The following is a 23,189-nucleotide window of genomic DNA, read 5'->3' on the forward strand; positions in this document are numbered from 1 at the left end:
TCAGCGGCGGCCGTTCAACACCATGACCCGGGAGAGTCGTTCGCCGTAGAAGGCCGGCTCGGCGCCGGGTCGCCAGGGCAGTGCCGCCACCAGCACGATCAGGGCGAGAGCCAGCGAGTTCTCCATCAGCGCCCCGAACAGGCCGTCCTGGTAGTGGGACACCTCCGGCAACTGGTGCTCGTACGGCCAGATGGGGGAGACCAGGAACAGCAGATAGAGCCCGACAGCGGCGACGCCGTGCCGGAACCCGGTCAGTGTGGGATACCAGATCGGCGGGCGGAGAGCGTTGAGGCCGCTCAGGCCGCCGAACACCAGGCCCTGACCGGTGCGCTGCGTGAGGCCCCTGCTCGCCTCGCGTCGACGTACGGCCGCGTCGGCCAGCACGATGATCGCCGGGATCACCCAGACGAGGTGGTGCGTCCAGGAGATCGGGCTGATCACATTGGCGGTCAGACCGACAAGCGTGAACGCGGTCAGCTCGTCACCGTCGGCGCGTGAACTGGCCGCCCGGGACAGGCCCACCGCCAGGATCAGCACCGAGAAGGCGAGCCAGAGCAGGCCGGGAGTCTCGATCGAGTCGTACAGCCGGGCCAGCAGGCCGGCGAGTGACTGGTTCGGCGTCATGTCGGCCGCGCCGACCCGCTCGGTCTGCCAGAGCACACTACCGAAGTACGTCCGTGATTCGTCGCCGACGACCGCGAAGGTCCCGATCGTCACGCCGATCGTGGTGCCGATCGCGGTGGCGGCTACCCGCCACTGGCGGGTGATCATCAGGTAGGCGATGAACAGTGCCGGGGTGAGCTTGACGGCGGTGGCCAGGCCGATGCCGGCACCCGCCCAGGCGCCACCGTAGACGAAGCGCAGCAGCGGACCGTCGCTGGCGGCGTAGTGGGTGCCCCGGCGCGAGCGCCAGCGCAGTCCGATGAGGTCCCCCATGATCAGGGCGAACAGCAGGAGGTTGACCTGGCCGTAGCCCAGGGTCTCGCGGCTGGGCTCGATGGCGACGGCGAGCGGGACCGCCAGGGCCACGGTGAACCACAGTGGCCAGCCCAACCGGTCCACGATGGGGCGCAGCAGTCCGGCCAGCACCAGGGCCAGCGCGGCGATGCTGGCCAGGGCGTTGATTATCGCGGCCGCGCCGATCGGTAGCTGTGCCATCGGCAACATGACGAGGCCGGCGAACGGCGGGTAGGTGAATCCGAGCGTGGTGCCGGGCGCGATGAACTCGTAGAGCTCGTGACCGCTCGCCCACCACACCACCGCGCCATGGTAGATCTTCATGTCGAAGAAGTTGTACGGTCGCCCGAACTCACCGATGGCGAGCCATGCGGCGTAGGCGACGGCGGCCACGATGACGCCCCGTACGACGTTCCTGCGATCGATCCCGCGCGTCATGCGCTGAAGTGGGGCGAGGCGGACCGCCCGTCTACCGACAGTCGTCGGCATGGCGTGGCCACCCCCGTACCAAGGTCGTCCTACCCGTCCAGGTCCTGCACGGAGCCTAGAACGGCGCCTCACGTCAGTGCCTCCCGCGTTATGCGACCGTGTCCGATCCCACACATGTTTTTGACATTTCCACCGCGTTAACGCCTACCGGGTGGTTCAGGTAATTCGCGGCCTTAGCGGGGGGTGGGGATGACACTGAGAGGCATCGAGGCAGGTCAGCCTGGTAGTCGACGCGCGGTGGCCGCCGACCGGACGGCGATCCGTGCCTCGCGGCGGGCGGTGCGCACGGCCCGTTGCATGGAACGTCGAGAGTGGCCGATGCGGTGGCCCGTACGCCAGCGGATGCCGGGCTTACCGCCGGTGTCGGCGGCGGCGAGCAGGAGACCGCCGAAGAGCCCGAGATTCTTCAGGGTGTGGATCTCGTTGTTGTTCTTGGCGATCGGGTCGTCGTTCTTCCAGAACGGGTGCCCGGCGATGGTCACCGGCACCAGGGTGCCGGCGAGGACCAGCGCGGCGGGCCGGCTGAACCGCCAGGTGGCCAGCATCAGCCCCGCCCCGACCTGCACCGCCGCGTTGAGCCGGATCAACGACTCCGTCTCCGTGGGGAAGTTCGGGTGTGCCTTCTGCAGCAGCGGCGCCATCTTGTCGGTCACCGGCTTGGCGGCCGCCGCGAGTCGGTGGGGGTTGCGGAGGTTGCGGTACCCGCTGACCACGAAGATGCCGCTCAGCATGGCGCGGGCGAGGGAGCGTACGGGCGTCATGGTTCAGTCATACCCCGTCGCGGCGTTTGCTACCCGGGCAACCGCCGGATCCGGATGATCGGTCGGCGTGCGCGCGCGCCACGCCGATTCGAGCGACCATCGCTGATGGACGGGGCGCGACGGGTAACGTCGCGCGGGTGACGACGCTGCGGCTCCGCCCCGAGGACCCGGCCGACGCCGGGCCGGTGCGTCGGGTGCTGGCCTCGGCGTTCGCCCGCCCGGACGTGCAGACGCCGCCGGAGGTGGGGCTTGTCGACGACCTGCGCGGCACCGACGCCTGGCTGCCCGAGCTGGCCATGGTCGCCGAGTACGGCGGTGAGGTCGTCGGGTACGCGCTGCTCACCCGGGTGCGGGTGCGACCCGATCGGGGTGCCGTCGCGCCGGCGCTCGCGCTCGGGCCGGTGGCCGTGGCGCCGCACCGGCAGCGGGTCGGTCACGGCAGCGCGGTGGTGCAGGCCGCCCTGGACGCCGCCACCGAGCTGGGCGAGCGGCTGGTCGTGGTGCTCGGTGATCCCGCCTTCTACCGCCGCTTCGGCTTCGCGCCGGCCGGCGAGCTGGGTCTCAGCAGCCCGTGGGCCGGTCTCGGTGAGCCGTGGCAGGCGCTGGTGCTGCCGCCGTCCACCAGCGAGGAGGGTGCCCCGCCGCGCGGCGAGGTCGTCTTCCCCGCGCCCTGGTCCAGGGTCTGACCGCGCTGGCCTGACCGCGCCGTTCTGACCACGCTGGCCTGACCACGCTGGCCTGACCGCGCCGTTCTGACCGCGCCGTTCTGACCGCGCCGTTCTGACCGCGCTGGCCTGACCGCGCTGCTCAGGCGGGCTGGGTGCGCAGGTAGCGGCCGAAGTGCGGAACGGTGAAGGCCACCGTGCCCCGTTCGCCCGAGTAGATGAGCCCCTTCTTGATCAGCGCGTCGCGGGCCGGGGAGAGGCTGGCCGGCTTGCGGCCGAGGGCGCGGGCGATCTCGGCGGTGGGCACGGCGGCGTCCATGTCGTCGCGGACCACGCCGCCGGCCTCCCCCTCCACCAGGGACAGCGTGGCCATCGCCCGCATGTACTCGCGCTCGGCCGGAGTGGCCCGCTCGAACCGAGAACCGAAGAAGCCGACCGCCAGTTCGGCCTCGGCCTCGGGCGCGGCGACCCGGACGTCCGCTGCGGTGATCGGCGACCGCGGCGCGTGATCCCAGGTCGCCTTGCCGTACGCCTGGACGAAGTACGGATAGCCGCCGGACTTCTCGTAGAGCAGGTCGAGCGCCTTCTGCTCGTACTCCACCTCCTCGCGCTCGGCCGGCGCGCAGAGCGCCTGGTCGGCGGCGATCCGGTCGAGCCGGTCGATGCGCTGGTAGCGGAAGAGCCGTTCCGAGTACGACTTGGCGGCGCTGAGCACGGCCGGCAGGTGCGGCAACCCCGCGCCGACCACGATCAGTGGAGCGCCGATCTGGGACAGTTCGTGGCAGGCGGCGCAGAGCGCCGAGACGTCCTCCGGCCCGAGGTCCTGCATCTCGTCGATGAAGATGGCGATGCCGGTGCCCACGTCACTGGCCACGGCGGCGGCGTCGCTGAACAGCTCGACCAGGTCGATCTCGATGTCGCCGGAGTCGGCCCGACCGCTCGCGGCGGGGACGTCGATGCCGGGTTGCCACCGGTCGCGCAGCTTGGGCGCGGCCCCGGCGCGGCCGGTCGGCACGGACCGCTGGGCGAAAGCCTTGAGTACCCCGAGGAAGGCGTCGATCCGGTCGGGGGCGCGGTGGCGTGGGGCGAGTTCGCGGACCGCCATGTGCAGGGCGGCCGCGACCGGGCGGCGCAGGGACTGGTCCGGACGGGCCTCGATCTTGCCGCTGCCCCAGAGCCGGTTGATCGCCTGTGACCGCAGCGTGTTGAGCAGGACGGTCTTGCCAACGCCGCGCAGCCCGGTGAGCATGAGGCTGCGCTCGGGCCGGCCACGGGCGATGCGTTCCAGCACGATGTCGAAGACGTCCAGCTCACGCCCCCGCCCGGCGAGTTCGGGCGGGCGCTGGCCGGCGCCCGGGGCGTACGGGTTGCGGACCGGATCCACGCATCGCAGAGTATCGGGCCCTCTAGCTGCGAAGCTAGATATGGATAGATGAGGCTACCGGCGTGTTGGGACCGTCGACACAAAACTAGGGCTGTCTAGCGTCCACGCTAGACAGCCCTAGTTTGCGGAATCGACTACCGCTTCTTCAGGCAGAGTACGTAGTCGAACAGGTCGACCGAGTTGTCGTGCACGTAGTTCGCGGTGGCCTGCGGCGCGAGCGTCTCGCAACGGTCCCCGTCGGTGGTCGCCGGAATCCGCAGCAGCACCTGGTAGGTGTTCGGGCCGCACGGCACCTTGCGCAGCTCCGCGTCGTCCTCGGTGCCGTCGTTGACCACGCAGTCGCCCTTGGCGAACTCCTCCTCCTCGTCGGGCGACGGCACGATCGGGCTCGGCGCATCGCTGGGCAGGCCGGGAGGGACGACCGGCGCGCTCGCCGACGGCACGGGCGCGACGTCGCTGTCGGAGTCGGCGATCCGCCAGGCCGCCCAGCCGGCAAGGCCGAGGCAGGGGCAGAGCAGGAGCAGCACGACCAGCGCGACGATCAGGGCGACCTTCCGGCCGTTCCTGCCGGCGGGGGCGGCGGGCGGCATCGGGTACCCGCCGGGTGCCGGCGGACCCCACGGTGCCGCCGGCTGGCCCGGGGCGGGCGGGAACGGCCCCGGCGGGGCGTCCCACTGCGGCGGTTGCTGCGGGCCCCACTGCGCCGGTTGCTCTGGCGGGCCCCACTGCGCGGGCTGCTGCGGCGGGCCCCACTGCGCCGGCTGCTGCGGCGGCCCCCACTGCGGAAGCGTCGGATCGACCGGTGGCGGGCCGCCGGGACCGGTCGGCGGACGCTGGTGCGGGTCGTCCGGCTGCCCGGAGCCCGCTGGTCCGTAGGTCGTCATGTCATCCCCAGGGTGGGTGGTCAGCGCTGCTTCAGGCAGAGGACGAAGTCGAGGGTGTCCAGCTCGCTGTCGAAGAAGTACCAGTTCGTGTAGCCCTCGACCTTGGCACACTTGGCCTCGGCGTCGCGCTCACCGCTGGTCGGGCCGTCGACCCGGCGCAGCACCTCGTACGACTTCGGGGCGCAGCCGCTGATCAGCAGCTTGGGCTTGCCGCCCGCCACCCCGGCGTTGCGCACACACTGCCCGACCTTCACGAACCGCGGGTCGGCCGACGACTCGGGTGCTGCGGCGGTCGGCGCCGGCTCGGCCGGCTCGCTCCCGGCGGCGCTGGGCTCCGCCGCAGCGGCCGAGCCGGTCGGCGCGGCCGTCGTCGGCCCGGGATCGTCCGAACCTCGAAGAAACCAGTACGCGCCGCCGCCGGCCAGCACCAGCAGCACCACGACAGCCAGCACCGCGATCAGCGGTCCCCGCCCACGCCGCAGGGGCGGTGTGGGTGAAGGGTCGTCGCCGTACGGGCCACCGTCGGACCGGTAGGTCCCCACGCCGTAGGCCGGCTCCCGGTCGGCGGGCGGGTACGCGTCACCGTAGGGCCCCGAGGGCTCTCCGCCGTACGGCGTGCCAGTCCCGCCGCCGTACTGGCCTCCCCCGTACTGGCCGCCGCCGTACTGGCCTCCCCCGTACTGGCCTCCCCCGTACTGTCCGCCGCCGTAGGGCGTCGCCGGTGCACCGCCGTACGGGCCGTCGCCATAGGGGCCGGGCCGCTGCGACGCGACCGGGTAGGGCTGAACCGTCGGCGGGTAGGGCTCCGCGGGCGGGTAGGGCTGCTGAGGCGGCCGGTTGGGCGTCTCGTCGGGTCGCTGCCCACGCCACGGGCCTGCGTGGCCCTCACCCGGTGGTCCGTAGTTCGTCATGCCGCCCTCCTGCACAAGTGGTGAGAGGCCGGCCACCAACGCGCGACGCCGACTCCGAGGTCACCGTAGCGTGGTCCACCGATGAGCTCATCTCCACCGAGCGCCGCCGCCGCATCCGGCCGCCGCGCGTTCGCCGCGCCAACCCTGGTCTGGACCGCGTTGGTCGTGGTCTACCTGCTGTGGGGCTCTACCTATCTGGCCATCCGGATCACGGTGGAGACGCTGCCGTCGCTGCTGTCCGCCGCCCTGCGGTTCGCCGTGGCAGGCCTGGTGCTGGCGGTGGTGCTGAGGTTGCGCCGAGGGCCGGGCACCCTTCGCGTGGGGCGTCACCAGCTCGGCTCCGCCGCGCTGGTGGGTGTGCTCCTGCTCGCCGGTGGCAACGGTCTGGTGGTGCCCGCCGAGTCCGGGCCGCCCGGGGTGGCGCTGCCGGCGGTCGCGGTGGCGCTCGGCGCGCTGCTCGTGGCCGAGCCGATCACGCCGCAGGTGCTGCTTGGCGGGGCGGTCATCGTCGCCGGGGTGGCGCTGGTGGTGAGCACCGAACGCCCGCGCCGGAGACGCGCGGAACCCCGATCGGGGGCGGCGCGGGCGGGAGCCCGCCGGTAACGTCCGGCCCATGTCGGCCGCCGCGCTGCCCGGGGTGGCGCTGCTCGGTGGGTTGGTCGGTCTCGTCGTACCCCCGGTGGCCCGGTGTTTCGTCAGCCCGCCGGTCCGGCGGGATGGGTCGGTCTGGCTCTGTCCGCCGCTGGCGGCCGTGGTGTTCGTGGGGCTCGCTGCCGTGCGGCGTGACGACCCGGCGCTGCCGGTCCTTCTCGCGGTGGCGGTGGTGGGGTTGGTGCTGGCCGTTGTCGACCTGGCGTGCCTGCGGCTGCCCGACCCGCTGGTTGCCGCCGCCGGCACGCTGGCCCTCGGCGGGCTGACCGGGGCGGCGCTGCTGGCCGGCACTCCCGGGCGGCTGGGCGGCGCGCTGGCCGGCGCGGTTCTTGCCGGAGCGGCGCACGTGCTGCTCGCCCTGCTGCCGAGGTCCCGGCTGGGCTTCGGGGACGTGAAGCTCGCCGCCGTCCTCGGACTGCCGCTTGGCTGGCTGGGCCGCGACGCCCTGCTCACCGGGCTCGTCCTGGCACACCTGCTGCACGGGCTTTTGGTCCTCGGTCTGCTGGCAGCGCGACGGGTGCGCCGCGACACCCTGCTGCCCCTGGGCCCGGCCCTGTTGGCGGGCGCGTGGCTGGCTGCGCTGGTGACCTGACCCCCACCCCGCCGGTGTCCGGCGCGCACACCACCCGAAGCCGTCGATCATGACGTTATTGCCAGCCACGTCGGCGTGTCGTGGCAATAACATCATGATCAACCTAAGGGGTCAGATCAGGCGGAGCTGACGGTCCTTGGGGCGGCGGGGTTCGGTCTCGCCGAACCGCTCGAACAGGCCCGGGTCGATCGCGGCGAGGAACGGCGACGGCATGCAGTCGCGTTCCGCGCCGTGCCGGGTCCGGCGGGCGGCGTGGCTGACGTACAGCCGGTCCTGGGCCCGGGTCAGGCCGACGAAGAAGAGTCGACGCTCCTCGGCGACGGCGTCCTCGTCGGGTGCCGAACCGGGCCAGCGCAGCGGCAGCAGCCCATCCTCGACGCCGACCAGGAACACCACCGGGAATTCGAGGCCCTTCGCGGCGTGCAGCGTCAGCAGGGTGACCGCCTCTGCGCGCGGGTCGAGCGCGTCCACCTCGGCGCCGGTGCCCAACTGCGACAGGAACGCCTGCACGTCGTCGCCGCAGCGCTGAGCCAGCGGGGTCAGCAGATCCACCGCGGAGCGGACGTCCTCGGGGCGGACGGTGCCACCCGCGCCGTCCAGGGTGGGCACCGCGAACCGCTCGGCGACCACCTGGCCGGCCAGCCGCACCCGGGCCGCCAGCGACCCGGCCAACCCATCGGCGTGCCGCAGCTCGCGGGCGATCGCCGCCACCCCGGGCCGGTCCCGCAGCCGGTCGTGCGACCGCTTCTGCACAGGGATGTTGGCCCTGGTCAGGGCGTCCACAATCGGGGCGGCCTGCGCGTCGGTGCGGTACAGCACGGCGATGTCGGAGAACGACAGCGTCGTGGACCGGCCGTCGATCCGGCCCGAGTCGAGCGATCGGTGGGACAGTCCGCCGACCAGTTCGTCGACCGTCCGGACCACGAAGTCCGCCTCGTCGGCCACGGACGACGCCGGGTATCGACCGACCAGCGGTGCCTCCGGGTCGAGCCGGGCCGGATCCAGTCGCCGACCCTGGACCAGCGACGACGGCGCGATGGCCTGCACGGCGGCCGCCAGGATCGGCGCCGACGAGCGGTAGTTGCGGTTGAGCCGGACGAGCCGGGCGTCCGTGAAGTCCTGCGAGAAGCGCAGGAAGTAGCCGACGTCGGCACCCCGGAAGGAGTAGATAGCCTGGTCCGGGTCACCGATCGCGCAAAGGTTGCCGTCCGCGGGGCTGAGCAGCCGCAGCAGCTCGTACTGCACCGCGTCGACGTCCTGGTACTCGTCGACGAAAATCCACCGCCAGCGGTCCCGGTACCGCTCGGCCAGCTTCCGGTCGGTCCGCAGCAGCTCCACCGGGAGGCTCACCAGCTCGTCCAGGTCGACCAGGTTCTGCTTGCGCAGCAGCGCCGTGTAGCCGTGGAGATCGTCCCCGGCCTCCGACCTCGCCACCGCCCGCTCGGCGTCGTCGGCGATCCGGAAGCCGGACGGGAGGCCCGCCGCGCCGGCGTTCTCCCGCAGGATCGTCAGCCCCAGCGCGTGGAACGTGCCCACTGTGACGTCCTCGGCGACCGGGCCGAGCAGCCCGTCGAGGCGGTGCCGCAGCTCCTCGGCCGCGCGGCGGGTGAACGTGATCGCGAGGCAGTGCTCGGGAAAGACGTTCAGCTCCGCGCAGAGGTACGCGATCCGGTGGGTCAACGTCCGGGTCTTGCCGGTGCCCGGACCGGCCACGATGAGCAGCGGTCCGCCGGGAGCGGACGCCGCCACCCGCTGCATGGCGTCCAGCCGGTCCAACAGGCCGGTGCCGACCTCCTCCATGCCGGAGAGCATCGGCTCGAACGGTTCGTGCGGTGACGGCGGCGACGCGATCGGCGGCGCGGGCGCCGGGGCAGGCTTGCGCTTCGGCTCCGCCTTGGCCGTCGCCGGGCGCTTGGCCGTCGCGCGGGCCGCCGGCTCCGTCGGCCGTCGCTGTGCCGGCACGGGTACGTCGAAGAGCGTCTCCTGCGCCGTGCCCAGTTCCGCCGGATCGAACAGCGTGATCACCCCGTACTCGCCGTCGTAACCCGGAACCCGGCGTACGTCGCCCCGCCGCAGCCGCCCGATGCCCTCGGCGAGCAGTTCACCGCCGGCCTGCGCGATGTCGGACAACGGCGTCGTCGTCAGGATCTCCAACTCGGGGCCGAGCGCGGCGAGCAGCTCGTTGAGTTGCCCCCCGACCTTCTTCGACCGGGCGCCCACCTTGTTGATCTCGCCAAGGATCTCGGCGAGCGGTACCAGGTGGGTGACGTCCCGGGCGTGCGCCGGCCGGTGCCCCTCGGGCCGGTCGGCCAGCTCCTCGATGCGGCTGAGGACGCCCACGGTGAGCGGCTTGCCGCACTCGGGGCAGAGGCCTCTCGCGGCCCGGGTCCGCTCCGGGGACCAGTTGACCCCGCACAGCCGGTGGCCGTCCGCGTGGTACTTGCCCTCCTCCGGGAAGAACTCGATGGTGCCGGCCAGGCCGTCGCCGGTGCGCAGGGCCTCCCGGACGGCGAAGTAGTCCCGCTCGGTGGTCAGCACGGTGGCCTCCCGGCCGAGGGCCGGCGGCGAGTGGGCGTCCGAGTTGGAGACGAGCTGGTAGCCGTCCAGGCTGCCGACCCGCCAGTTCATGGCCGGGTCGGACGAGAGGCCGGTTTCGACGGCGAAGATGTGCTCGGCCAGGTCGGCGTAGCAGTCGGCGATCGCGTCGAAGCCGGACTTCGAGCCCAGTGCGGAGAACCACGGCGTCCAGATGTGCGCCGGAACGAGGTACCCGTCCGGACTGGCTTCCAGGGTGATCTCCAGCAGGTCCCGCGAGTCCAGACCGAGGATCGGCCGGCCGTCGGAGCCCAGGTTGCCGATCCGGCCGAGAGCGGTGTTGAAGCGGGCCACCGCCTCCAGGTCGGGCAGGTAGATCAGGTGGTGCACCTTGCGGGTGCGGTCGTCCCGCTTGTAGATGGTGGAAATCTCCACACTCAGCATGAACCGGATCGCGTCCGCGTCGGTCGTGGCCGCGAGTCGTGGCGGCAGCCGGCGGGCGATGTCGCGCTCCGCCTCCGGGTCGAGCCGGTAGAGCCCCGGCTCGGCCGGACGCAGCGTCTCGACCAGATGGTCGTACCAGGCGGGGTGGGTGAAGTCGCCGGTGCCGAGCAGGGCGACGCCCTTGCGCCGCGCCCACCAACCGAGGGTCGGCAGGGTCAGGTCGCGGCTGCACGCGCGCGAGTACTTCGAGTGGATGTGCAGGTCCGCGACGAAGGGCGGGAGGCCACCGGGGGGTACGGCGCTGAACGGGGGCACGCCGCATCCTGTCACGCCCGCCGCGCGGCCCGCCTTCCGCCACGCGCGGACGTGACGTCCGCTATGCCGAGCGCAACTCCACGAGGCTGATCTGCGGCTCGGCCCCCACCCGTACCGGCGGACCCCAGAAACCGGCGCCGTTGGTCACGTAGACCTTGGTGCCGTCGACCTCACCGAGGCCGCTGACCACCGGCTGCTCAAGCTTGACGACCAGGTTGAACGGCACCACCTGCCCGCCGTGCGTGTGTCCGGAGAGTTGCAGGTCGACGCCGTAGCGGGCCGCCTGCTTCGCGGCGAGGGGCTGGTGCGCGAGCAGGACGACCGGACGGTTTGGGTCGCGGTCACCGAGGGCGGCCTCGAAGTCCGGTCCGGCGGCCAGGCCGGTGCCCGCGGGGCCCGCGTTCAGGTCGTTGACGCCGGCCAGGTCGAGCACACCGCCCCGGGCCTGGATCTCCTGCCGGCGGTTCTGCAGCACCCGCAGGCCCAGCCGGTCCACCTCCTGGACCCACTCCTCGACCCCGGAGTAGTACTCGTGGTTACCGGTGACGAAGAAGTTGCCGTATCGGGAGCGCAGGTCACGCAGCGGGGCGGCGGCCGGGCCCAGCTCGGCGACCGAGCCGTCGACCAGGTCGCCGACGACTGCGACCAGGTCGGCGTCGAGGCGGTTGATCGCGGCGACGATCCGTTCGGTGTGCGCCCGGCCGCGCAGGGGGCCCAGGTGGATGTCGGAGACGGTGGCGATGCGGAGGCCGTCCATGCTGCGTGGAAGCTTGCTGAGGGGGATCTGCACCCGGTCGAGGTGGGGCGGGCCGAGCGCGGTGCGGACGCCGTACCCCGTGATGCCGGTGGCGGTGAGACCGGCGAAGATGGCCGCCCCGCGGGCCAGCAGCAGGCGGCGGCCCGGGTCGTGGTCCGGCGCCGCGACCGCGCCGGTGGCCGGCGGCTCGGCGGGCCCGGCGGCTCCGACCAGCACCGGCTCGGGCGCGGCGGCGGTCGGCTCGGCGGCCGTCACCCGGCGGCGCAGCACCAGCCGCGCGACCAGCATCGGCACTTCCAGCGCGACCAGCACGACCAGCAGGTAGAACATGACGGCGAGCCACAGGTAGCCCGGCCAGGCGAGCCAGTAGAGGCCGGCCTGCGTTCCGACGAGGGTGGCCGGCACGAGCACCGCCAGCACGAGGGCGGCGATCCCCCCGACCCGCCGCCAGCGCCCCGGCGCGGTGGTGTCCCGGATCAGACGCTTCCACAGGTAGAGGTGGACCAGGCCGGTGACCAGCGCCAGGACGCCCATGAACCCCAGAACCGCCAACATGTGTGCGCCCCCTCAGCCGCCCGCGAACGGGGGCAGGACATCGATCGTGGCCCCGCCCGGCAGGGGTGCCCGACGATCATGGCAGGTGACGCCGTCCACGAGGAAACTGGCCACCCGCAGTACGGCGGCGAGCTGGGCGCCGTGCCGCTGGGCCAGCTCGGCGATGAGATCGTCGAGTGACCGGCCGGCGGGGGTGACCTCCTCGGACCGGCCGGCGGCGGCGCGCGCCCCGGCGAAGTAGCGGACGGTCAACGGTCTCGGCTGCACGGGTCAACCCCCGATCGCGGACATCGGCCGGGTCGGCTGGAGGAAGGTGGGATCGTCGATGCCGTGGCCGGCGCGCTTGCCCCACATCGCGGTACGCCACCGTCGCGCCAACTCGTCGTCGGGTGCGCCGTTGCGCAGCGCCGCCCGCAGGTCGGACTCCTCGGTGGCGAACAGGCAGGCGCGGACCTGGCCGTCGGCGGTCAGCCGGGTCCGGTCGCAGTCGCCGCAGAAGGGCCTGGTGACGCTGGCGATCACGCCGACCCGGGCCGGGCCGCCGTCGACCAACCAGGTCTCGGCCGGCGCCGCGCCGCGCTCGGTCGGGTCGGGGCTCAGGTCGAAGTGGGTACGGAGGGTCGCCAGGATCTCCTCGGCGGTGACCATCGTGCTCCGGTCCCAGCCGTGCTGCGCGTCCAGCGGCATCTGCTCGATGATCCGTAGGTGGTAGTCGTGGTCGAGCGCGAAGCGGAGCAGAGCCGGCGCCTCGTCCTCGTTGACCCCGCGCATCAACACCGAGTTGATCTTCACGGGGTCGAGACCCGCGGCTGCCGCCCCGGCGAGCCCGGCCAGCACCGCGTCGAGGCGGGGACGGCGGGTGAGCTGGGTGAACCGGGCCGCATCCAGTGTGTCCAGCGAGACGTTCACCCGGTCCAGGCCGGCCGTCCGCAGGGCGGGCGCCAACCGGTCCAGGCCGATGCCGTTCGTGGTGAGCGAGATCCGGGGGCGGGGGTCGAGCGCGGCCACCGCGGCCACGATGCCGAGCAGACCGGGCCGGATCAACGGCTCCCCGCCGGTGAACCGCACCTCGGTCACACCGAGGTGCTCGACGGCCACCCGGACCAGCCGGACGATCTCCTCGTCGGTGAGCAGCTCCGGGCCGGCCAACCAGGGCAGCCCTTCGGCGGGCATGCAGTACGTGCACCGCAGGTTGCACTTGTCGGTAAGGGACACGCGCAGGTCCCGTGCGACGCGGCCGTACCGGTCGACGAGGACGCCGTCGGCGCGTGGGGCGACACTCACCGGTCGACCGTAGCGCGCTCGGCGCCAATCAGGGCGGCTCGGGTGACCTGGACAACCGCATCCCGGTAGCCGGAACCGAACAGCGCGGTGTGCACGAGTAGCAGATGTAGCTGATGAAGAGGCACCCGATCGCGCCATCCATCGGCCAACGGCCAGCTCTCCCGGTACGCGGCCAGCACCCGGTCCAGGTGCGCGACACCGCCGAAGAGCGCCAGTTGGGCGAGGTCGGTCTCGCGGTGCCCGCCGTGCGCCGCCGGGTCGATGAGCCATGCCCGATCGTCGAGGCCCCACAGCACGTTGCCCGGCCACAGGTCGCCGTGGACGCGGGCCGCCGGCTCGTCCCCGCCGAACGCACCGATCCGCCCAATCACCCGCTCGACCAGCGAGGCATCGCTGCTGGTCAACGCGCCGCCGTCGACCGACAGGCGCAGATAGGGGTCGAGTCGACGCCGCGCGAACCACGTCGACCAGGGGCCGTCGTCGGGGGTGTTGTCCTGCCCGAGGGCGCCGATGAAGCCGGTCCAGGGCGCCCCGAAGGCAGGCGCGCCAGCCCGGTGCAGGGCGGCCAACTCCCGACCGAAGCGTTCGGCGGCCTCCGGCGTCGGCTCGCCGGGCTCCACCCAGTCGAGCGCCAACAGGTCGGGCAACGCCACGATCACCTCGGGTACGCCGATCGCGTCGGCTTCCCGCAGCCACCGCAATCCGGCGGCCTCGGCGGCGAAGAAGCCCTCGGGCACCGGCCGGTCAGCCCGCTCTGGCCAGGACTTGGCGAAGACGGAGTGGCCGTCGTCCAGGGTGAGCCGGGCGGCGGCGCAGATGTTGCCCCCGGCGACCGGCGTCTCGCGGAGCCGCTGATGGGTCCGGAACGTCGGCAGGTGTGCCGGATGCGCGCGCAGGTACGCCAGGTCCATCAGCGCACGGTAGCCGCTGTCCATGACACCGCGGTGTCGTGTGAGCACACCGGATCACGTCCACCTGCATAAATGCGTTCCGTAGTTGTGGATAAACTGCGTGTCATCCACAGGGTCTGGAAGGCTCCGCGGCTCGGACGCAGCCTTCCTACATGACCTCCCCCGAACGTGCGAAGCTCTCCGTCCGCTCGCCCGCCGACCTGATCGCCGCCGTGCCGTTCCTGCTCGGATTCCACCCCGCCGAGAGCGTGGTCGCGGTGGCGCTGCGCGGCCGGCAGATCATCTTCGCCGCTCGCGCCGACCTGCCCGACCCCTCGACGGACCTGGTCGACCGCGCCCGGCACCTGGCGGGTGTGATCCACCGGCAGGGAGCGGAGGCCGCCACCGTGGTGGGGTACGGGCCACCCGAGAAGGTGACCCCGAGTGTGGACGCGGTGCGTGCCGCCCTGACGGCGGCCGGCCTGGAGGTGCTCGACGCGCTGCGGGTGACCGACGGCCGGTGGTGGTCCTACCTGTGTACCGAGGCGGACTGCTGCCCGCCCGAGGGTCGGCGCTACGACCCACAGGCCAATCCGGTGACCGCGTCGGCCGTGTTCGCCGGCCAGGTCGCACTCCCGGACCGGGCGGCCCTCGCGGCGCAGGTGTCGCCGGTCGACGGCCCGGCCCGCGAGGCGCTGCACGCGGCCACCGTCCGGGCCGAACGACGACTGGTCGAGTTGATCGAGCAGGCGCCCGCCAGCGACCTCCTCGGCGGGCGGGCGCTGCGCTCCGCAGGGGTGGCGGCGGTCCGCGAGGCGCAGCGCCAGCAGCGGCGTGGCGAACGGCTGGACGACGACGAGGTGGCCTGGCTTAGCCTGCTGCTGAGTCACCTGCCGGTGCGCGACCACGCCTGGGAACGCACCGACGGCCGCGACCGGGACATCGATCTCTGGACCGACGTGCTGCGCCGGGCCGAGCCGGAGTTGACCGCCGCGCCGGGCGCGCTGCTGGCGTTCGCGGCGTGGCGGGCGGGGCAGGGGGCGCTGGCGGCGGTCGCGCTGGAACGGACGCTGAGCCTGCACCCCGACTACTCACTGGCCCTGCTCCTGGACGACCTGCTCCGGCGCGGGGTGCCCCCGTCCGAGCTGGACGGCTGGCCCTCGGTCGGGATGCCCGGCGTGGTCCGCCCCCGCAAGCGGCGTCGACGTGGCCGCCGCTGACCCGCACGCGGCGCGTCCCTGCCCGCGAGCCCATCGCGCGACTGGAGTCCGGTGACCAACCGCCGTCCATTCCCACACTGGCCAAGGTGTCCGCAGGAAGCGGCCTGGAGTTCGAATTCAGGATCTCGCACGGCGTCGTCGCGGTCGAAGCCGCATGACCGGAGGGTCTCGCCGGCTGCGTCACACCGGGTGCGTTGATCGACTCCAGGTCGGCGACGCGGGGTTTCCGGGCGGCTGGATCGCGCGACATCGGCGACCTGGAGTCGACGGCCGCTCGTGTCAGGCCGGCTGCTCGACAGTAATCCTCTGCGGGCCGGCATACACGTTCATGGTCGGGCCGCGTAGGAAGCCGACAAGGGTCATCCCGGCCTCCTCGGCCAGCTCGACGGCGAGGGTGCTCGGCGCGGACACCGCGGCCAGCAACGGCAGGCCGGCCATCCACGCCTTCTGGGTCAGCTCGAAGCTCGCCCGGCCGGACACGAGCAGCAGGTGCCCGGTCAACGGCAGGCGGCGTTCCCGCGCCGCCCAGCCGATCACCTTGTCCACGGCGTTGTGCCGACCCACGTCCTCTCGGAGCACGACCAGCTCACCAGCCGGGGTGAACAGTCCCGCCGCGTGCAGCCCGCCGGTGCGGTCGAAGGCGCGCTGGGCGGCTCGCAGCCGGTCGGGCAGTTCGGCGAGGAGCGCGGCCGGCACGGCGAGCGGGTCCGCCGTGACGTCGAACAGCGACCGCGTCCGGATCGCGTCGATGCTGGCCTTGCCGCAGACCCCGCAGGAGCTGGTCGTGTAGAAGTTCCGGGACGGGTCGGTGGTCGGCTCCGGCACGCCGGGGGCGAGCACCACGTCCACCACGTTGTATGTGTTCGGAGTCTCCGCGCCGGCGCAGAGCTGGGCGGTCAGCACGTCGTCGGTCGAGCGGATCAGCCCCTCGGTCAGCAGGAAACCGATCGCCAGGTCGAGGTCGTCTCCGGGGGTGCGCATGGTGACGGCGAGCGGCTTGCGTCGATCCGGGCCGGCCGGGCCGACCCGGATCTCCAGCGGCTCCTCCACCGAGAGGTTGTCGGGCCGCCGGACGGCTGCGCGCCCGTCGGCCGCGTCCAGGTCGATCCGCAGTACGCGCCGTCGGTCAGTCGCCCGTCCCATCCCGCCATCCTGCACCCCGGCCTGGCACGGCCGCACGGCCGCACGGCCGCCGGTCATCAGGCACCGGCCAACACATGCCGCCGCCCGGGCCCCGGTCAACGCATGCCGCCGCCCGGGCCCCGGTCAACGCACGCCGGTGCCGGCCGCACAGCGCCCCGGCAGCGCCCGCCGCCACCCGGCACCCGGCACGGCTACGGTGGCCGGGTGAGGACGTACGCCGCAGTGGTGCTCGCGGGTGGGGCCGCCCGCCGGATGGGCGGCGTGGACAAGCCTGCGCTGCCGGTCGGTGGCCGCTCGATGCGTGAGCGGGTGCTGGCCGCGGTCGGCGATGCCACGCCGCGAGTGCTTGTCGGCCCCGCCGACAACCTCCCGGACGGCGTGCGGGTCACCCGCGAGGAGCCTGCGGGAGGTGGGCCGGTCGCCGCGACGGCGGCCGGGCTGGCGCTGCTCGACCCCGACATGACGCTCGTCGCGCTGCTCGCCGCTGACCTGCCGCTGCTCACCCGAGCCGCGATCGGTGACCTGCTCACCCACCTCACCACCGGTGCCGGCCCAGCGGTCGGCGATTCCCGCGTCCCGCAGGCCGGCAGCGACCCCGACGGGGTGTGCTTCGTCGACGAGAACGGCCGACGACAGTCGCTCTGCGGTGTGTGGCGGGTCGGCGCGCTGCGGGCCGGGCTGGTCCGGCTGGCCGCCGAGCGAGGCGGGAGCCTGGCCGGGGCTCCGATGCGGGCGCTGTTGGCCGGTCTGGCGATCCGCGAGGTGCCGTGGGCCGGTGACGGTCCACCGCCGTGGTTCGACTGCGACACTGACGAGGACGTACGCCGGGCGGAGGAGTGGGTGCGATGACGGTGTTGGACGACTGGGTCACGGCGGCCTGCGCCGAGGTGGGTCTGGACCCGACCGAGGTGCCTGTGTCGGTGGTGCTGGACCTGGCCCGCGATGTTGCCCACCAGGTGGTGCGACCCGGGGCGCCGGTCAGCGCGTACCTCCTCGGGTTGGCCGTCGGTCGTGGCGCCGATCCGGCGGACGCGGCGGCCCGGCTCAGCGCCCTCGCGGCCGACTGGCCGGTCCGGCTCGGCGCGGACCCCGACGACCCCACCTCCTGACCCGCCGGAGGACGGGGTCGTCTCCAGTGCGGGACGACGGCCGGTGTCCGATCCCGGTCCGGGCTGATTCGACGTCCGTAGAGCGTGGGTAGGGTGATCGGAACGGACGGAGGCGATCATGACGGCTGACCACCCCTCGGCGTCGGATGGCGAGCCCGGCGGTACATCCGAGCCGGCGGAGTCGATCCTGCTCGACGGACCCAGCACCACCGACCTGCGGGCCAAGGTGACGGAGGCATGGCGGGAGTTCTCCCGGATGCTCGCCCTGCGGCTGCGGGAGCTGCCGGCCGGCGCGCACCTCGAACTGACCCTCGACCCCACCGCCTCCGGTACGGGGGACGCCGTCTACTCGATCAGCGTCGACGCGACCGACGACGGCGGGCTCTCCGCCCGGGCGGTCGGTAACGCGGCTCTGCCGCAGGGCTATCGGCTGGACCGCGCCGCCGTGGCGGACATGGTGGCGCTCGGCTGGTCCCCGCCCGGCGTGGTGGCCGGCTCCGGCGGCTCGTTCGGGCTGGACGCCACGGCCGCGGATGCCAACCGGATAGCTCCGCTGCTGTCCCGGACGCTGCGCGACGTGTACGGCGCACCGCACCCGGCCTTCCTCGTCTATCTGGTGCACGACGCCGAGGGTGAGCCGTTGACCGTCGAGCCGTTGGGCACCGCGCGCAGCGAGTTCGGGCCGGACGCCGATGTCGAGGGTGACCTCCAGGAGGCGCTGGCCGAGGCGGCCGCCGAGCGGGACGACGTGCTCGACCTGCCGGAGCGCGTACGCACCGTGGTGTCCACGATGCTGAAGTCCGATGCCGAGCAGTTGCAGATCGACTCGGACGGCGACATCACCATCCGGGCCGGCTCGGCGATGGTCTTCGTACGGGTGCGGGACAACCCGCCCCTGGTGGACGTCTTCTCCCCGGTCCTCACCGAGGTCGAGCCGACCGAACGGCTCTACGTCAAGCTGTCGGAGCTGACCAACCGGATGCCGATCGGTCGCCTGTACTGCGCCGACGACACGGTCTGGGCCTCGATTCCGGTCTTCGGCCGTAACTTCCAGGCGACCCATCTCATGCTGGCGGTGCAGGTGATGACGGGTCTCGCCGACGAGTTGGACGATCGTCTCCACGGCGAGTTCGGAGGCAGGCGCTTCTTCGGTGAGGGCGACAAGTCGGTCCGCGGTGACGACTCCCAGCACCGCACCGGCATGTATCTCTAGACCACGTCGAGCAGGGTGGGGGACCATGCGCCGCTGGCCAACCCGTAGCTGACTATCCGGCAGCCCGGGGCCAGCAGCTCGAACGCCGTCCGGGCCACCGCACCGCCGACGCCGTCGAACACCACGTCGACCCTGCCTGTCGCGTCGCGGAGGCGATCGGCCCGGTCCGGCTGTTGGGTACGAGTCCCACACCTGAAGCGGGCTTGAGGTCATGCCGCGAATCGGGGCCGCGCCGCGGGTGGACGGTCAAGCGCCGGTGGACGGCCCTACGCCGGGGGATTCGACCAGCCGGGACAGCACGATGGTGCTGCGGGTGGACGTCACGAACGACTCGGCGCGCAGCCGCTCGAGCGCCGCCTCGAGGTGGGCGATGTCGGCGGCGCGTAGGTGCACCAGCGCGTCCGCCTCGCCGGACACGGTGTACGCGCCGACCACCTCCGGGTGCCGGCGGGCGGCCACGCCGATCTGCGCCGGGGTCGTCCGACCGGCGCAGAACAGCTCGACGAACGCCTCGGTGGTCCAGCCGACGGCCGCCGGGTCAACGACGGCAGTGAATCCCCGGATGACGCCGGTGGCGCGCAGTCGGTCGACCCGGCGCTTGACCGCCGGGGCAGAGAGTGACACCCGGGTGCCGATGTCCGCGTACGACGCACGGGCATCGGCGACGAGCAACGCAATGATCCGCTGGTCAACGGCGTCTATCTGCAACGTTCCGCCTCTGGGAAGCAATGGTTGTGGCTGTTACCAAAGTTCAACGATACCTACTCTTGGTGACCGTGAACCACCAGCGAGTCCCGCGAAAGCGGACATATCTCATGTGCTCGCCCGAGCATTTCGCGGTCGAGTACGCGATCAATCCGTGGATGGACGTGACCACCCCGGTGAACCGGGAACTGGCCGTCAAGCAGTGGGACCGTCTGCGCGAGACGCTCGTCGGTCTCGGCCACGAGGTGCACCTGCTCACCCCGGAGCCGGGGCTGCCCGACATGGTGTTCGCCGCCAACGGCGCCTTCGTGGTCGACGGCAGCGTCTACGGCGCGCGGTTCAAACACGAGCAGCGGACCGGCGAGGCCGCCGCGCACCACGCGTTCTACGAGCAGCAGGGCTGGCGGTTCGTCGCGCCGAGCGAGACCAACGAGGGCGAGGGTGACTTCGCGTACGTGCCGGAGGCGCACGGCGGGCTCATCCTGGCCGGGCACGGCTTCCGTACCGAGATCCCGGCCCACGCCCAGGCGCAGGAGGCCCTGGGGCGGCCGGTGGTGTCGCTGCGGCTGATCGACCCCCGCTTCTACCACCTGGACGTGGCGCTCGCCGCCCTCGACGACGCGAACATCGTCTACTTCCCCGGCGCGTTCTCCGCAGCCAGCCAGCGGGTCCTCACGCAGCTCTTCCCGGACGCGGTGATCGCCGACGACGAGGACGCGATGACCTTCGGGCTCAATCTGGTCAGCGACGGCGCGAACGTGGTGCTCAACAGCGAGGCCACCCGACTGGCGGGCAAACTCAAGGCCGCCGGCTACACCCCCGTCCCGGTCGAACTGGCCGAGCTGAAGAAGGGCGGCGGCAGCGTGAAGTGCTGCATCGCCGAACTGCGGCACTGACCCGAACACTGCCGCGTACGGCAGGGGCCGGCCTCCGACGGGAGGCCGGCCCCTGCTTCGTCTGGTGGGCGCTCAGCCCAGCGTGGCCAGCTCGTTGATCAGCACGTTCGACATGACCTGACCGTCGCGCTGGACCTCCCGCAGGTACCACTTCTGCTGGGGGGTACGCGGCTGGTTGAACTGCCAGATGCCGCGCGGGCTGTCGATCTGACCGATCCGGCCCAGCGCAAGGTTGACCTGCTGCGGGGTGGGCGCCCCGCCGGTCAGCTGGATCGCCTGGTCGAGCACCTGCGCCGCGTCGTACGACGCCATCGCGTAGGTGGTCGGCGTGGTCTGGTGCTTCTTGCGGTACGCCGAGGCGAAGACCCGGTTCGACGTGCTGTTGAGGTCGGCCGAGTAGTTCAGGGCGGTCTGGATGCCCAGCGCGTCCCGGTCCAGGCTCTCCAGCACGGTGCCCTCGGTGAGGAAGCCGGGGGCGTAGACGGGCCCGGAGAACTGGTCGCGCAGTTGCCTGATGAACTCCACGGCGGCCGCGCCCGCGAAGAAGCAGAAGACCGCGGTCGGCTTCTTGCGCAGCGCCTTCTCGATGTCCGCCGCGTAGGTGGTCTTGCCCGGGTTCGGGGTGGGGTTGGTGTTGGTCACCGGGTCCGCGATGCGTGGGTCGGTGGCACCGAACTCCTGCCTGAAGCCGCGCACGACGTCCGGGCTGCCCACGTTCTCCGGCACGATGATCGCGATGCGGCCGTTCGCCGGTAGCTGGTCGCGCAGGTAGCGGCCCAGCGCGCGTCCGGCCTCGTCCAGCACGTACGAGGTACGCCAGATGTAGACGACGCTCTGCAGGCTGCTCGGCGAGGCGTTGGACCCGATGAGCGGGATTCGGGCCTCCTCGACGGTGTCGCGGATGCCCACCATCACCGACGAGTTGACCACGCCGGTGAGCGCCAGCACGTTCTGCTTGAGGAGCTGGTCGACGGCGGCCTTACCGGTCTTGGGGGTCTCACCCTCGTCGGCCGTCAGCAGCTCGACCGGGTGCCCGCCCAGTTGCTGGTTGTGCAGGTCGAGGAAGAGCTGGAAGCCATTGGTGATGTCGTCACCGATGGACTTGAACCCGCCGGCCTTCGGTGCGATCAGACCGATCTTGATCGGACCCTTGGTGGGCGTCGGCTGGGCGTCGGTGTCGGAGCCGCACGCGGCGGCGAATGCGGTCGTACCGAGCGCGGCCAACAGTTGGAGCGCCCGCCTGCGATTCATCTGCGACACCGAGTTCCTTCCCAGGAGCGTGGCAGGGCGAACAGCGCCCCTCCGGCGTTCTACCTGCTCGGCGACGCTGCGTCAATGGCTAGTGACCATCGTGCAGGGACCGCAACGCATCGAGCACCCGGGGCCAGGCCGAGGACTCCGGGTCGATCAGCCCGAAATGCTCGCATCCGGCCAGCTCGACAAGGGAAATATCGGATCCTGCGGCACGAGTCGCCGTGACGAAGTTGCGGCTCATCAAGGCCGGCACCTGCTGATCCAGAGAGCCATGTAAAACTACTGTGCGTGTCCGCATAGGTACCAATGATCGTGGATCAGCCACCGCGTACCGGTCCGGTACCTCCGTCGGGCCACCGCCGAGCAGCGCGGCGACCGCCCCGGAGTCCAGGTCCAGCCGGTACGCCTCGGCGAGGTCGGCCACCGGAGCCAGGGCCAGCACCCCCCGCACCGTCGACGGCGCGGTGGCCGCCGCGAACAGCGCCAGGTGACCACCGGCGGAATGACCGATCAGGATCGGCGCGGACGCGCCCACCCGGCCGGGCAGCGCCTCCGCGACCAGCTCCGGCAGCGCCGCGACCCCGGCCAGGACGTCGGTCAACGTGCCCGGCCAGCCACCGCCCGGCTGCCCGGTACGCCGGTACTCCAACTGCACCACCGGGTACCCCTGGGCCGCCAGCGCGGCGGCCAGCGGCCCGGTGTGCCGCCGGTCGTACTCGGCCCGCCAGAAACCGCCGTGCACCACGACGACCAGCGGTCGGGCCGGCCCGCCATTGGCCGGGCGACGTAGGTCGGCGATCTGGTCGGGGTGGTCGCCGTAGGCCACCGTCAGGTCCGGCGCCGGCGCGGGCCGGGTCAGTACGGCGCGTGGGTCGGCAGGCATGGCGCGACGGTAGCGCGCCCCGCCCGGGGTGGTTCGGCCCTGGGAGTCGGTCACGGGCGGCATGGGTCACGCCTCCTGGGTAAAGATGGACCCCATGACCGAAGCGCGCTCCGCTGAGCAGAACGACCAGCCCGGCCCCGACGACTCCGGCCACTCCGGCAGCGTGGTGGTGGTCGGTCCGGACGGGCGGCCGATCGGCACCGTGCAGACCGAGGAGGGGCAGGGCGAGGACCCGACCCGCCTGGTCGAGCAGCCGGCCAAGGTGATGCGGATCGGCAGCATGATCAAGCAGCTCTTGGAGGAGGTCAAGGCCGCCCCGCTGGACGACGCCAGCCGCCACCGGATGCGGGAGATCCACGAGCGCTCCATCGTCGAGCTGAAGGAGGGCCTCGCGCCCGAACTGCGCGACGAGCTGGAGCGGATCTCGCTGCCCTTCACCGAGGACAAGGCGCCCAGCGAGAGCGAGCTGCGCATCGCGCACGCCCAGCTCGTCGGCTGGCTGGAGGGCCTGTTCCACGGCATCCAGGCCGCCCTGGTCGCCCAGCAGATGGCCGCCCGGGTCCAGTTGGAGCAGATGCGCGGCGGCCGGCAGGCGCTGCCCAGCGGCCCCGGCGGGCTCGTCCCCGGCATGCCGGGTATCGGCCAGCCGGGCGGCGGTGAGGGTCACAACACCGGCCAGTACCTCTGACCGG

General features: G+C 72.5%; 24 protein-coding genes. 9 read left to right on the forward strand and 15 right to left on the reverse strand.

Features of this window, described 5'->3' with window-relative positions; translation table 11 throughout:
• Positions 1–1,446 (reverse strand): glycosyltransferase 87 family protein, encoded by a 1,446-nt coding sequence (locus ACLQ24_RS09605; RefSeq protein ID WP_425890516.1) that lies wholly within the window; start codon positions 1,444–1,446, stop codon positions 1–3.
• Positions 1,447–1,661: 215 nt separating this feature from the next.
• Entirely contained in the window at positions 1,662–2,207 is a 546-nt protein-coding gene (locus ACLQ24_RS09610; protein WP_425890518.1) for a DoxX family protein, read from the reverse strand.
• Positions 2,208–2,344: 137 nt separating this feature from the next.
• Between ACLQ24_RS09610 and ACLQ24_RS09615 the strand changes: the two genes are divergently transcribed.
• Positions 2,345–2,893 (forward strand): GNAT family N-acetyltransferase, encoded by a 549-nt coding sequence (locus ACLQ24_RS09615; RefSeq protein ID WP_425890520.1) that lies wholly within the window; start codon positions 2,345–2,347, stop codon positions 2,891–2,893.
• Positions 2,894–3,014: 121 nt separating this feature from the next.
• Here ACLQ24_RS09615 and ACLQ24_RS09620 read toward each other — a convergent pair whose 3' ends face one another.
• From ACLQ24_RS09620 to ACLQ24_RS09630, 3 genes are all read right to left on the reverse strand, one after another.
• Entirely contained in the window at positions 3,015–4,256 is a 1,242-nt protein-coding gene (locus ACLQ24_RS09620) for an AAA family ATPase (RefSeq protein ID WP_425890522.1), read from the reverse strand.
• 134 nt (positions 4,257–4,390) lie between these two features.
• Positions 4,391–4,801 (reverse strand): LppU/SCO3897 family protein, encoded by a 411-nt coding sequence (locus ACLQ24_RS09625; RefSeq protein WP_425890558.1) that lies wholly within the window; start codon positions 4,799–4,801, stop codon positions 4,391–4,393.
• Positions 4,802–5,160: 359 nt separating this feature from the next.
• The gene (locus ACLQ24_RS09630; protein ID WP_425890559.1) at positions 5,161–5,682 is read right to left on the reverse strand and encodes an LppU/SCO3897 family protein; all 522 of its coding nucleotides are present in this window, start codon (positions 5,680–5,682) and stop codon (positions 5,161–5,163) included.
• A 450-nt stretch (positions 5,683–6,132) separates the two neighbouring features.
• On the opposite strand from ACLQ24_RS09630, the gene ACLQ24_RS09635 reads away from it, so the two are divergent.
• Entirely contained in the window at positions 6,133–6,654 is a 522-nt protein-coding gene (locus ACLQ24_RS09635) for an EamA family transporter (RefSeq protein WP_425890524.1), read from the forward strand.
• Between the two features lie 10 nt (positions 6,655–6,664).
• Complete coding sequence (locus ACLQ24_RS09640; protein WP_425890525.1) at positions 6,665–7,294, forward strand: prepilin peptidase; 630 nt, start codon at positions 6,665–6,667, stop codon at positions 7,292–7,294.
• 111 nt (positions 7,295–7,405) lie between these two features.
• Here ACLQ24_RS09640 and ACLQ24_RS09645 read toward each other — a convergent pair whose 3' ends face one another.
• The 5 genes from ACLQ24_RS09645 to ACLQ24_RS09665 form a co-directional block, all read right to left on the reverse strand.
• Positions 7,406–10,588: a UvrD-helicase domain-containing protein gene (locus tag ACLQ24_RS09645; protein WP_425890526.1), complete on the reverse strand. Its 3,183-nt coding sequence runs from the start codon at positions 10,586–10,588 to the stop codon at positions 7,406–7,408.
• Positions 10,589–10,649: 61 nt separating this feature from the next.
• A complete protein-coding gene (locus tag ACLQ24_RS09650) occupies positions 10,650–11,900 on the reverse strand; it encodes a metallophosphoesterase (protein WP_425890528.1) in 1,251 nt (416 codons plus the stop codon).
• A gap of 12 nt (positions 11,901–11,912) precedes the next feature.
• Positions 11,913–12,167 carry a MoaD/ThiS family protein gene (locus ACLQ24_RS09655; protein WP_425890529.1) on the reverse strand — a complete coding sequence of 85 codons (255 nt, stop codon included), beginning with the start codon at positions 12,165–12,167 and terminating at the stop codon, positions 11,913–11,915.
• 3 nt (positions 12,168–12,170) lie between these two features.
• Positions 12,171–13,184 carry a GTP 3',8-cyclase MoaA gene (moaA, locus tag ACLQ24_RS09660; protein ID WP_425890530.1) on the reverse strand — a complete coding sequence of 338 codons (1,014 nt, stop codon included), beginning with the start codon at positions 13,182–13,184 and terminating at the stop codon, positions 12,171–12,173.
• Positions 13,181–14,095: a fructosamine kinase family protein gene (locus tag ACLQ24_RS09665; RefSeq protein WP_425890560.1), complete on the reverse strand. Its 915-nt coding sequence runs from the start codon at positions 14,093–14,095 to the stop codon at positions 13,181–13,183. The genes moaA and ACLQ24_RS09665 overlap by 4 nt, the downstream gene beginning before the upstream one ends.
• A 152-nt stretch (positions 14,096–14,247) precedes the next feature.
• Here ACLQ24_RS09665 and ACLQ24_RS09670 point away from each other — a divergent pair, with 152 nt between their 5' ends.
• Positions 14,248–15,294, forward strand: coding sequence for a DUF4192 domain-containing protein (locus ACLQ24_RS09670; RefSeq protein WP_425890531.1), 1,047 nt, complete (start codon positions 14,248–14,250; stop codon positions 15,292–15,294).
• Between the two features lie 279 nt (positions 15,295–15,573).
• Here the strand turns inward: ACLQ24_RS09670 and fdhD are convergent, their stop codons facing one another.
• Positions 15,574–16,437, reverse strand: a complete 864-nt coding sequence (fdhD, locus tag ACLQ24_RS09675) for a formate dehydrogenase accessory sulfurtransferase FdhD (protein ID WP_425890533.1) — start codon at positions 16,435–16,437, stop codon at positions 15,574–15,576.
• Positions 16,438–16,641: 204 nt separating this feature from the next.
• On the opposite strand from fdhD, the gene mobA reads away from it, so the two are divergent.
• The 3 genes from mobA (at position 16,642) to ACLQ24_RS09690 (ending at position 18,759) form a co-directional block, all read left to right on the forward strand.
• Entirely contained in the window at positions 16,642–17,286 is a 645-nt protein-coding gene (gene mobA, locus ACLQ24_RS09680; protein ID WP_425890534.1) for a molybdenum cofactor guanylyltransferase, read from the forward strand.
• Positions 17,283–17,546, forward strand: coding sequence for a DUF6457 domain-containing protein (locus ACLQ24_RS09685; RefSeq protein WP_425890536.1), 264 nt, complete (start codon positions 17,283–17,285; stop codon positions 17,544–17,546). Before mobA ends, ACLQ24_RS09685 begins: the two co-directional genes overlap by 4 nt.
• 118 nt (positions 17,547–17,664) lie before the next feature.
• The gene (locus ACLQ24_RS09690; RefSeq protein WP_425890537.1) at positions 17,665–18,759 is read left to right on the forward strand and encodes a T3SS (YopN, CesT) and YbjN peptide-binding chaperone 1; all 1,095 of its coding nucleotides are present in this window, start codon (positions 17,665–17,667) and stop codon (positions 18,757–18,759) included.
• On the opposite strand, the gene ACLQ24_RS09695 is transcribed toward ACLQ24_RS09690, so the two are convergent.
• Together ACLQ24_RS09695 and ACLQ24_RS09700 are read right to left on the reverse strand one after the other, a co-directional pair.
• Positions 18,756–18,881, reverse strand: a complete 126-nt coding sequence (locus ACLQ24_RS09695) for a hypothetical protein (RefSeq protein ID WP_425890538.1) — start codon at positions 18,879–18,881, stop codon at positions 18,756–18,758. The genes ACLQ24_RS09690 and ACLQ24_RS09695 overlap by 4 nt on opposite strands.
• A gap of 124 nt (positions 18,882–19,005) precedes the next feature.
• Entirely contained in the window at positions 19,006–19,467 is a 462-nt protein-coding gene (locus ACLQ24_RS09700) for an Lrp/AsnC family transcriptional regulator (RefSeq protein ID WP_354814963.1), read from the reverse strand.
• Between the two features lie 59 nt (positions 19,468–19,526).
• Between ACLQ24_RS09700 and ddaH the strand changes: the two genes are divergently transcribed.
• Entirely contained in the window at positions 19,527–20,360 is an 834-nt protein-coding gene (gene ddaH, locus ACLQ24_RS09705) for a dimethylargininase (RefSeq protein ID WP_425890540.1), read from the forward strand.
• A 72-nt stretch (positions 20,361–20,432) separates the two neighbouring features.
• Here ddaH and ACLQ24_RS09710 read toward each other — a convergent pair whose 3' ends face one another.
• Positions 20,433–21,620: an ABC transporter substrate-binding protein gene (locus tag ACLQ24_RS09710; protein WP_425890541.1), complete on the reverse strand. Its 1,188-nt coding sequence runs from the start codon at positions 21,618–21,620 to the stop codon at positions 20,433–20,435.
• 79 nt (positions 21,621–21,699) lie between these two features.
• The gene (locus tag ACLQ24_RS09715; RefSeq protein ID WP_425890542.1) at positions 21,700–22,497 is read right to left on the reverse strand and encodes an alpha/beta hydrolase family protein; all 798 of its coding nucleotides are present in this window, start codon (positions 22,495–22,497) and stop codon (positions 21,700–21,702) included.
• 85 nt (positions 22,498–22,582) lie between these two features.
• Between ACLQ24_RS09715 and ACLQ24_RS09720 the strand changes: the two genes are divergently transcribed.
• Entirely contained in the window at positions 22,583–23,185 is a 603-nt protein-coding gene (locus tag ACLQ24_RS09720) for a bacterial proteasome activator family protein (RefSeq protein WP_425890544.1), read from the forward strand.
• Positions 23,186–23,189: the final 4 nt, after the last annotated feature.

Source organism: Micromonospora sp. DT4, assembly GCF_049841675.1.
Taxonomy (GTDB): Bacteria; Actinomycetota; Actinomycetes; order Mycobacteriales; family Micromonosporaceae; genus Micromonospora.

Excerpts from the sequence above, each read along its gene's own strand:
- ACLQ24_RS09690 (WP_425890537.1), top strand. The coding sequence starts at position 17,665 with ATGACGGCTGACCACCCCTCGGCGTCGGATGGCGAGCCCGGCGGTACA.
- ACLQ24_RS09720 (WP_425890544.1), top strand. The coding sequence starts at position 22,583 with ATGGACCCCATGACCGAAGCGCGCTCCGCTGAGCAGAACGACCAGCCC.
- ACLQ24_RS09670 (WP_425890531.1), top strand. The coding sequence starts at position 14,248 with ATGACCTCCCCCGAACGTGCGAAGCTCTCCGTCCGCTCGCCCGCCGAC.
- ACLQ24_RS09610 (WP_425890518.1), bottom strand. The coding sequence starts at position 2,207 with ATGACGCCCGTACGCTCCCTCGCCCGCGCCATGCTGAGCGGCATCTTC.
- ACLQ24_RS09715 (WP_425890542.1), bottom strand. The coding sequence starts at position 22,497 with ATGCCTGCCGACCCACGCGCCGTACTGACCCGGCCCGCGCCGGCGCCG.
- ACLQ24_RS09605 (WP_425890516.1), bottom strand. The coding sequence starts at position 1,446 with ATGCCGACGACTGTCGGTAGACGGGCGGTCCGCCTCGCCCCACTTCAG.
- ACLQ24_RS09685 (WP_425890536.1), top strand. The coding sequence starts at position 17,283 with ATGACGGTGTTGGACGACTGGGTCACGGCGGCCTGCGCCGAGGTGGGT.
- ACLQ24_RS09650 (WP_425890528.1), bottom strand. The coding sequence starts at position 11,900 with ATGTTGGCGGTTCTGGGGTTCATGGGCGTCCTGGCGCTGGTCACCGGC.
- ACLQ24_RS09640 (WP_425890525.1), top strand. The coding sequence starts at position 6,665 with ATGTCGGCCGCCGCGCTGCCCGGGGTGGCGCTGCTCGGTGGGTTGGTC.
- ACLQ24_RS09665 (WP_425890560.1), bottom strand. The coding sequence starts at position 14,095 with ATGGACCTGGCGTACCTGCGCGCGCATCCGGCACACCTGCCGACGTTC.
- fdhD (WP_425890533.1), bottom strand. The coding sequence starts at position 16,437 with ATGGGACGGGCGACTGACCGACGGCGCGTACTGCGGATCGACCTGGAC.
- ACLQ24_RS09635 (WP_425890524.1), top strand. The coding sequence starts at position 6,133 with ATGAGCTCATCTCCACCGAGCGCCGCCGCCGCATCCGGCCGCCGCGCG.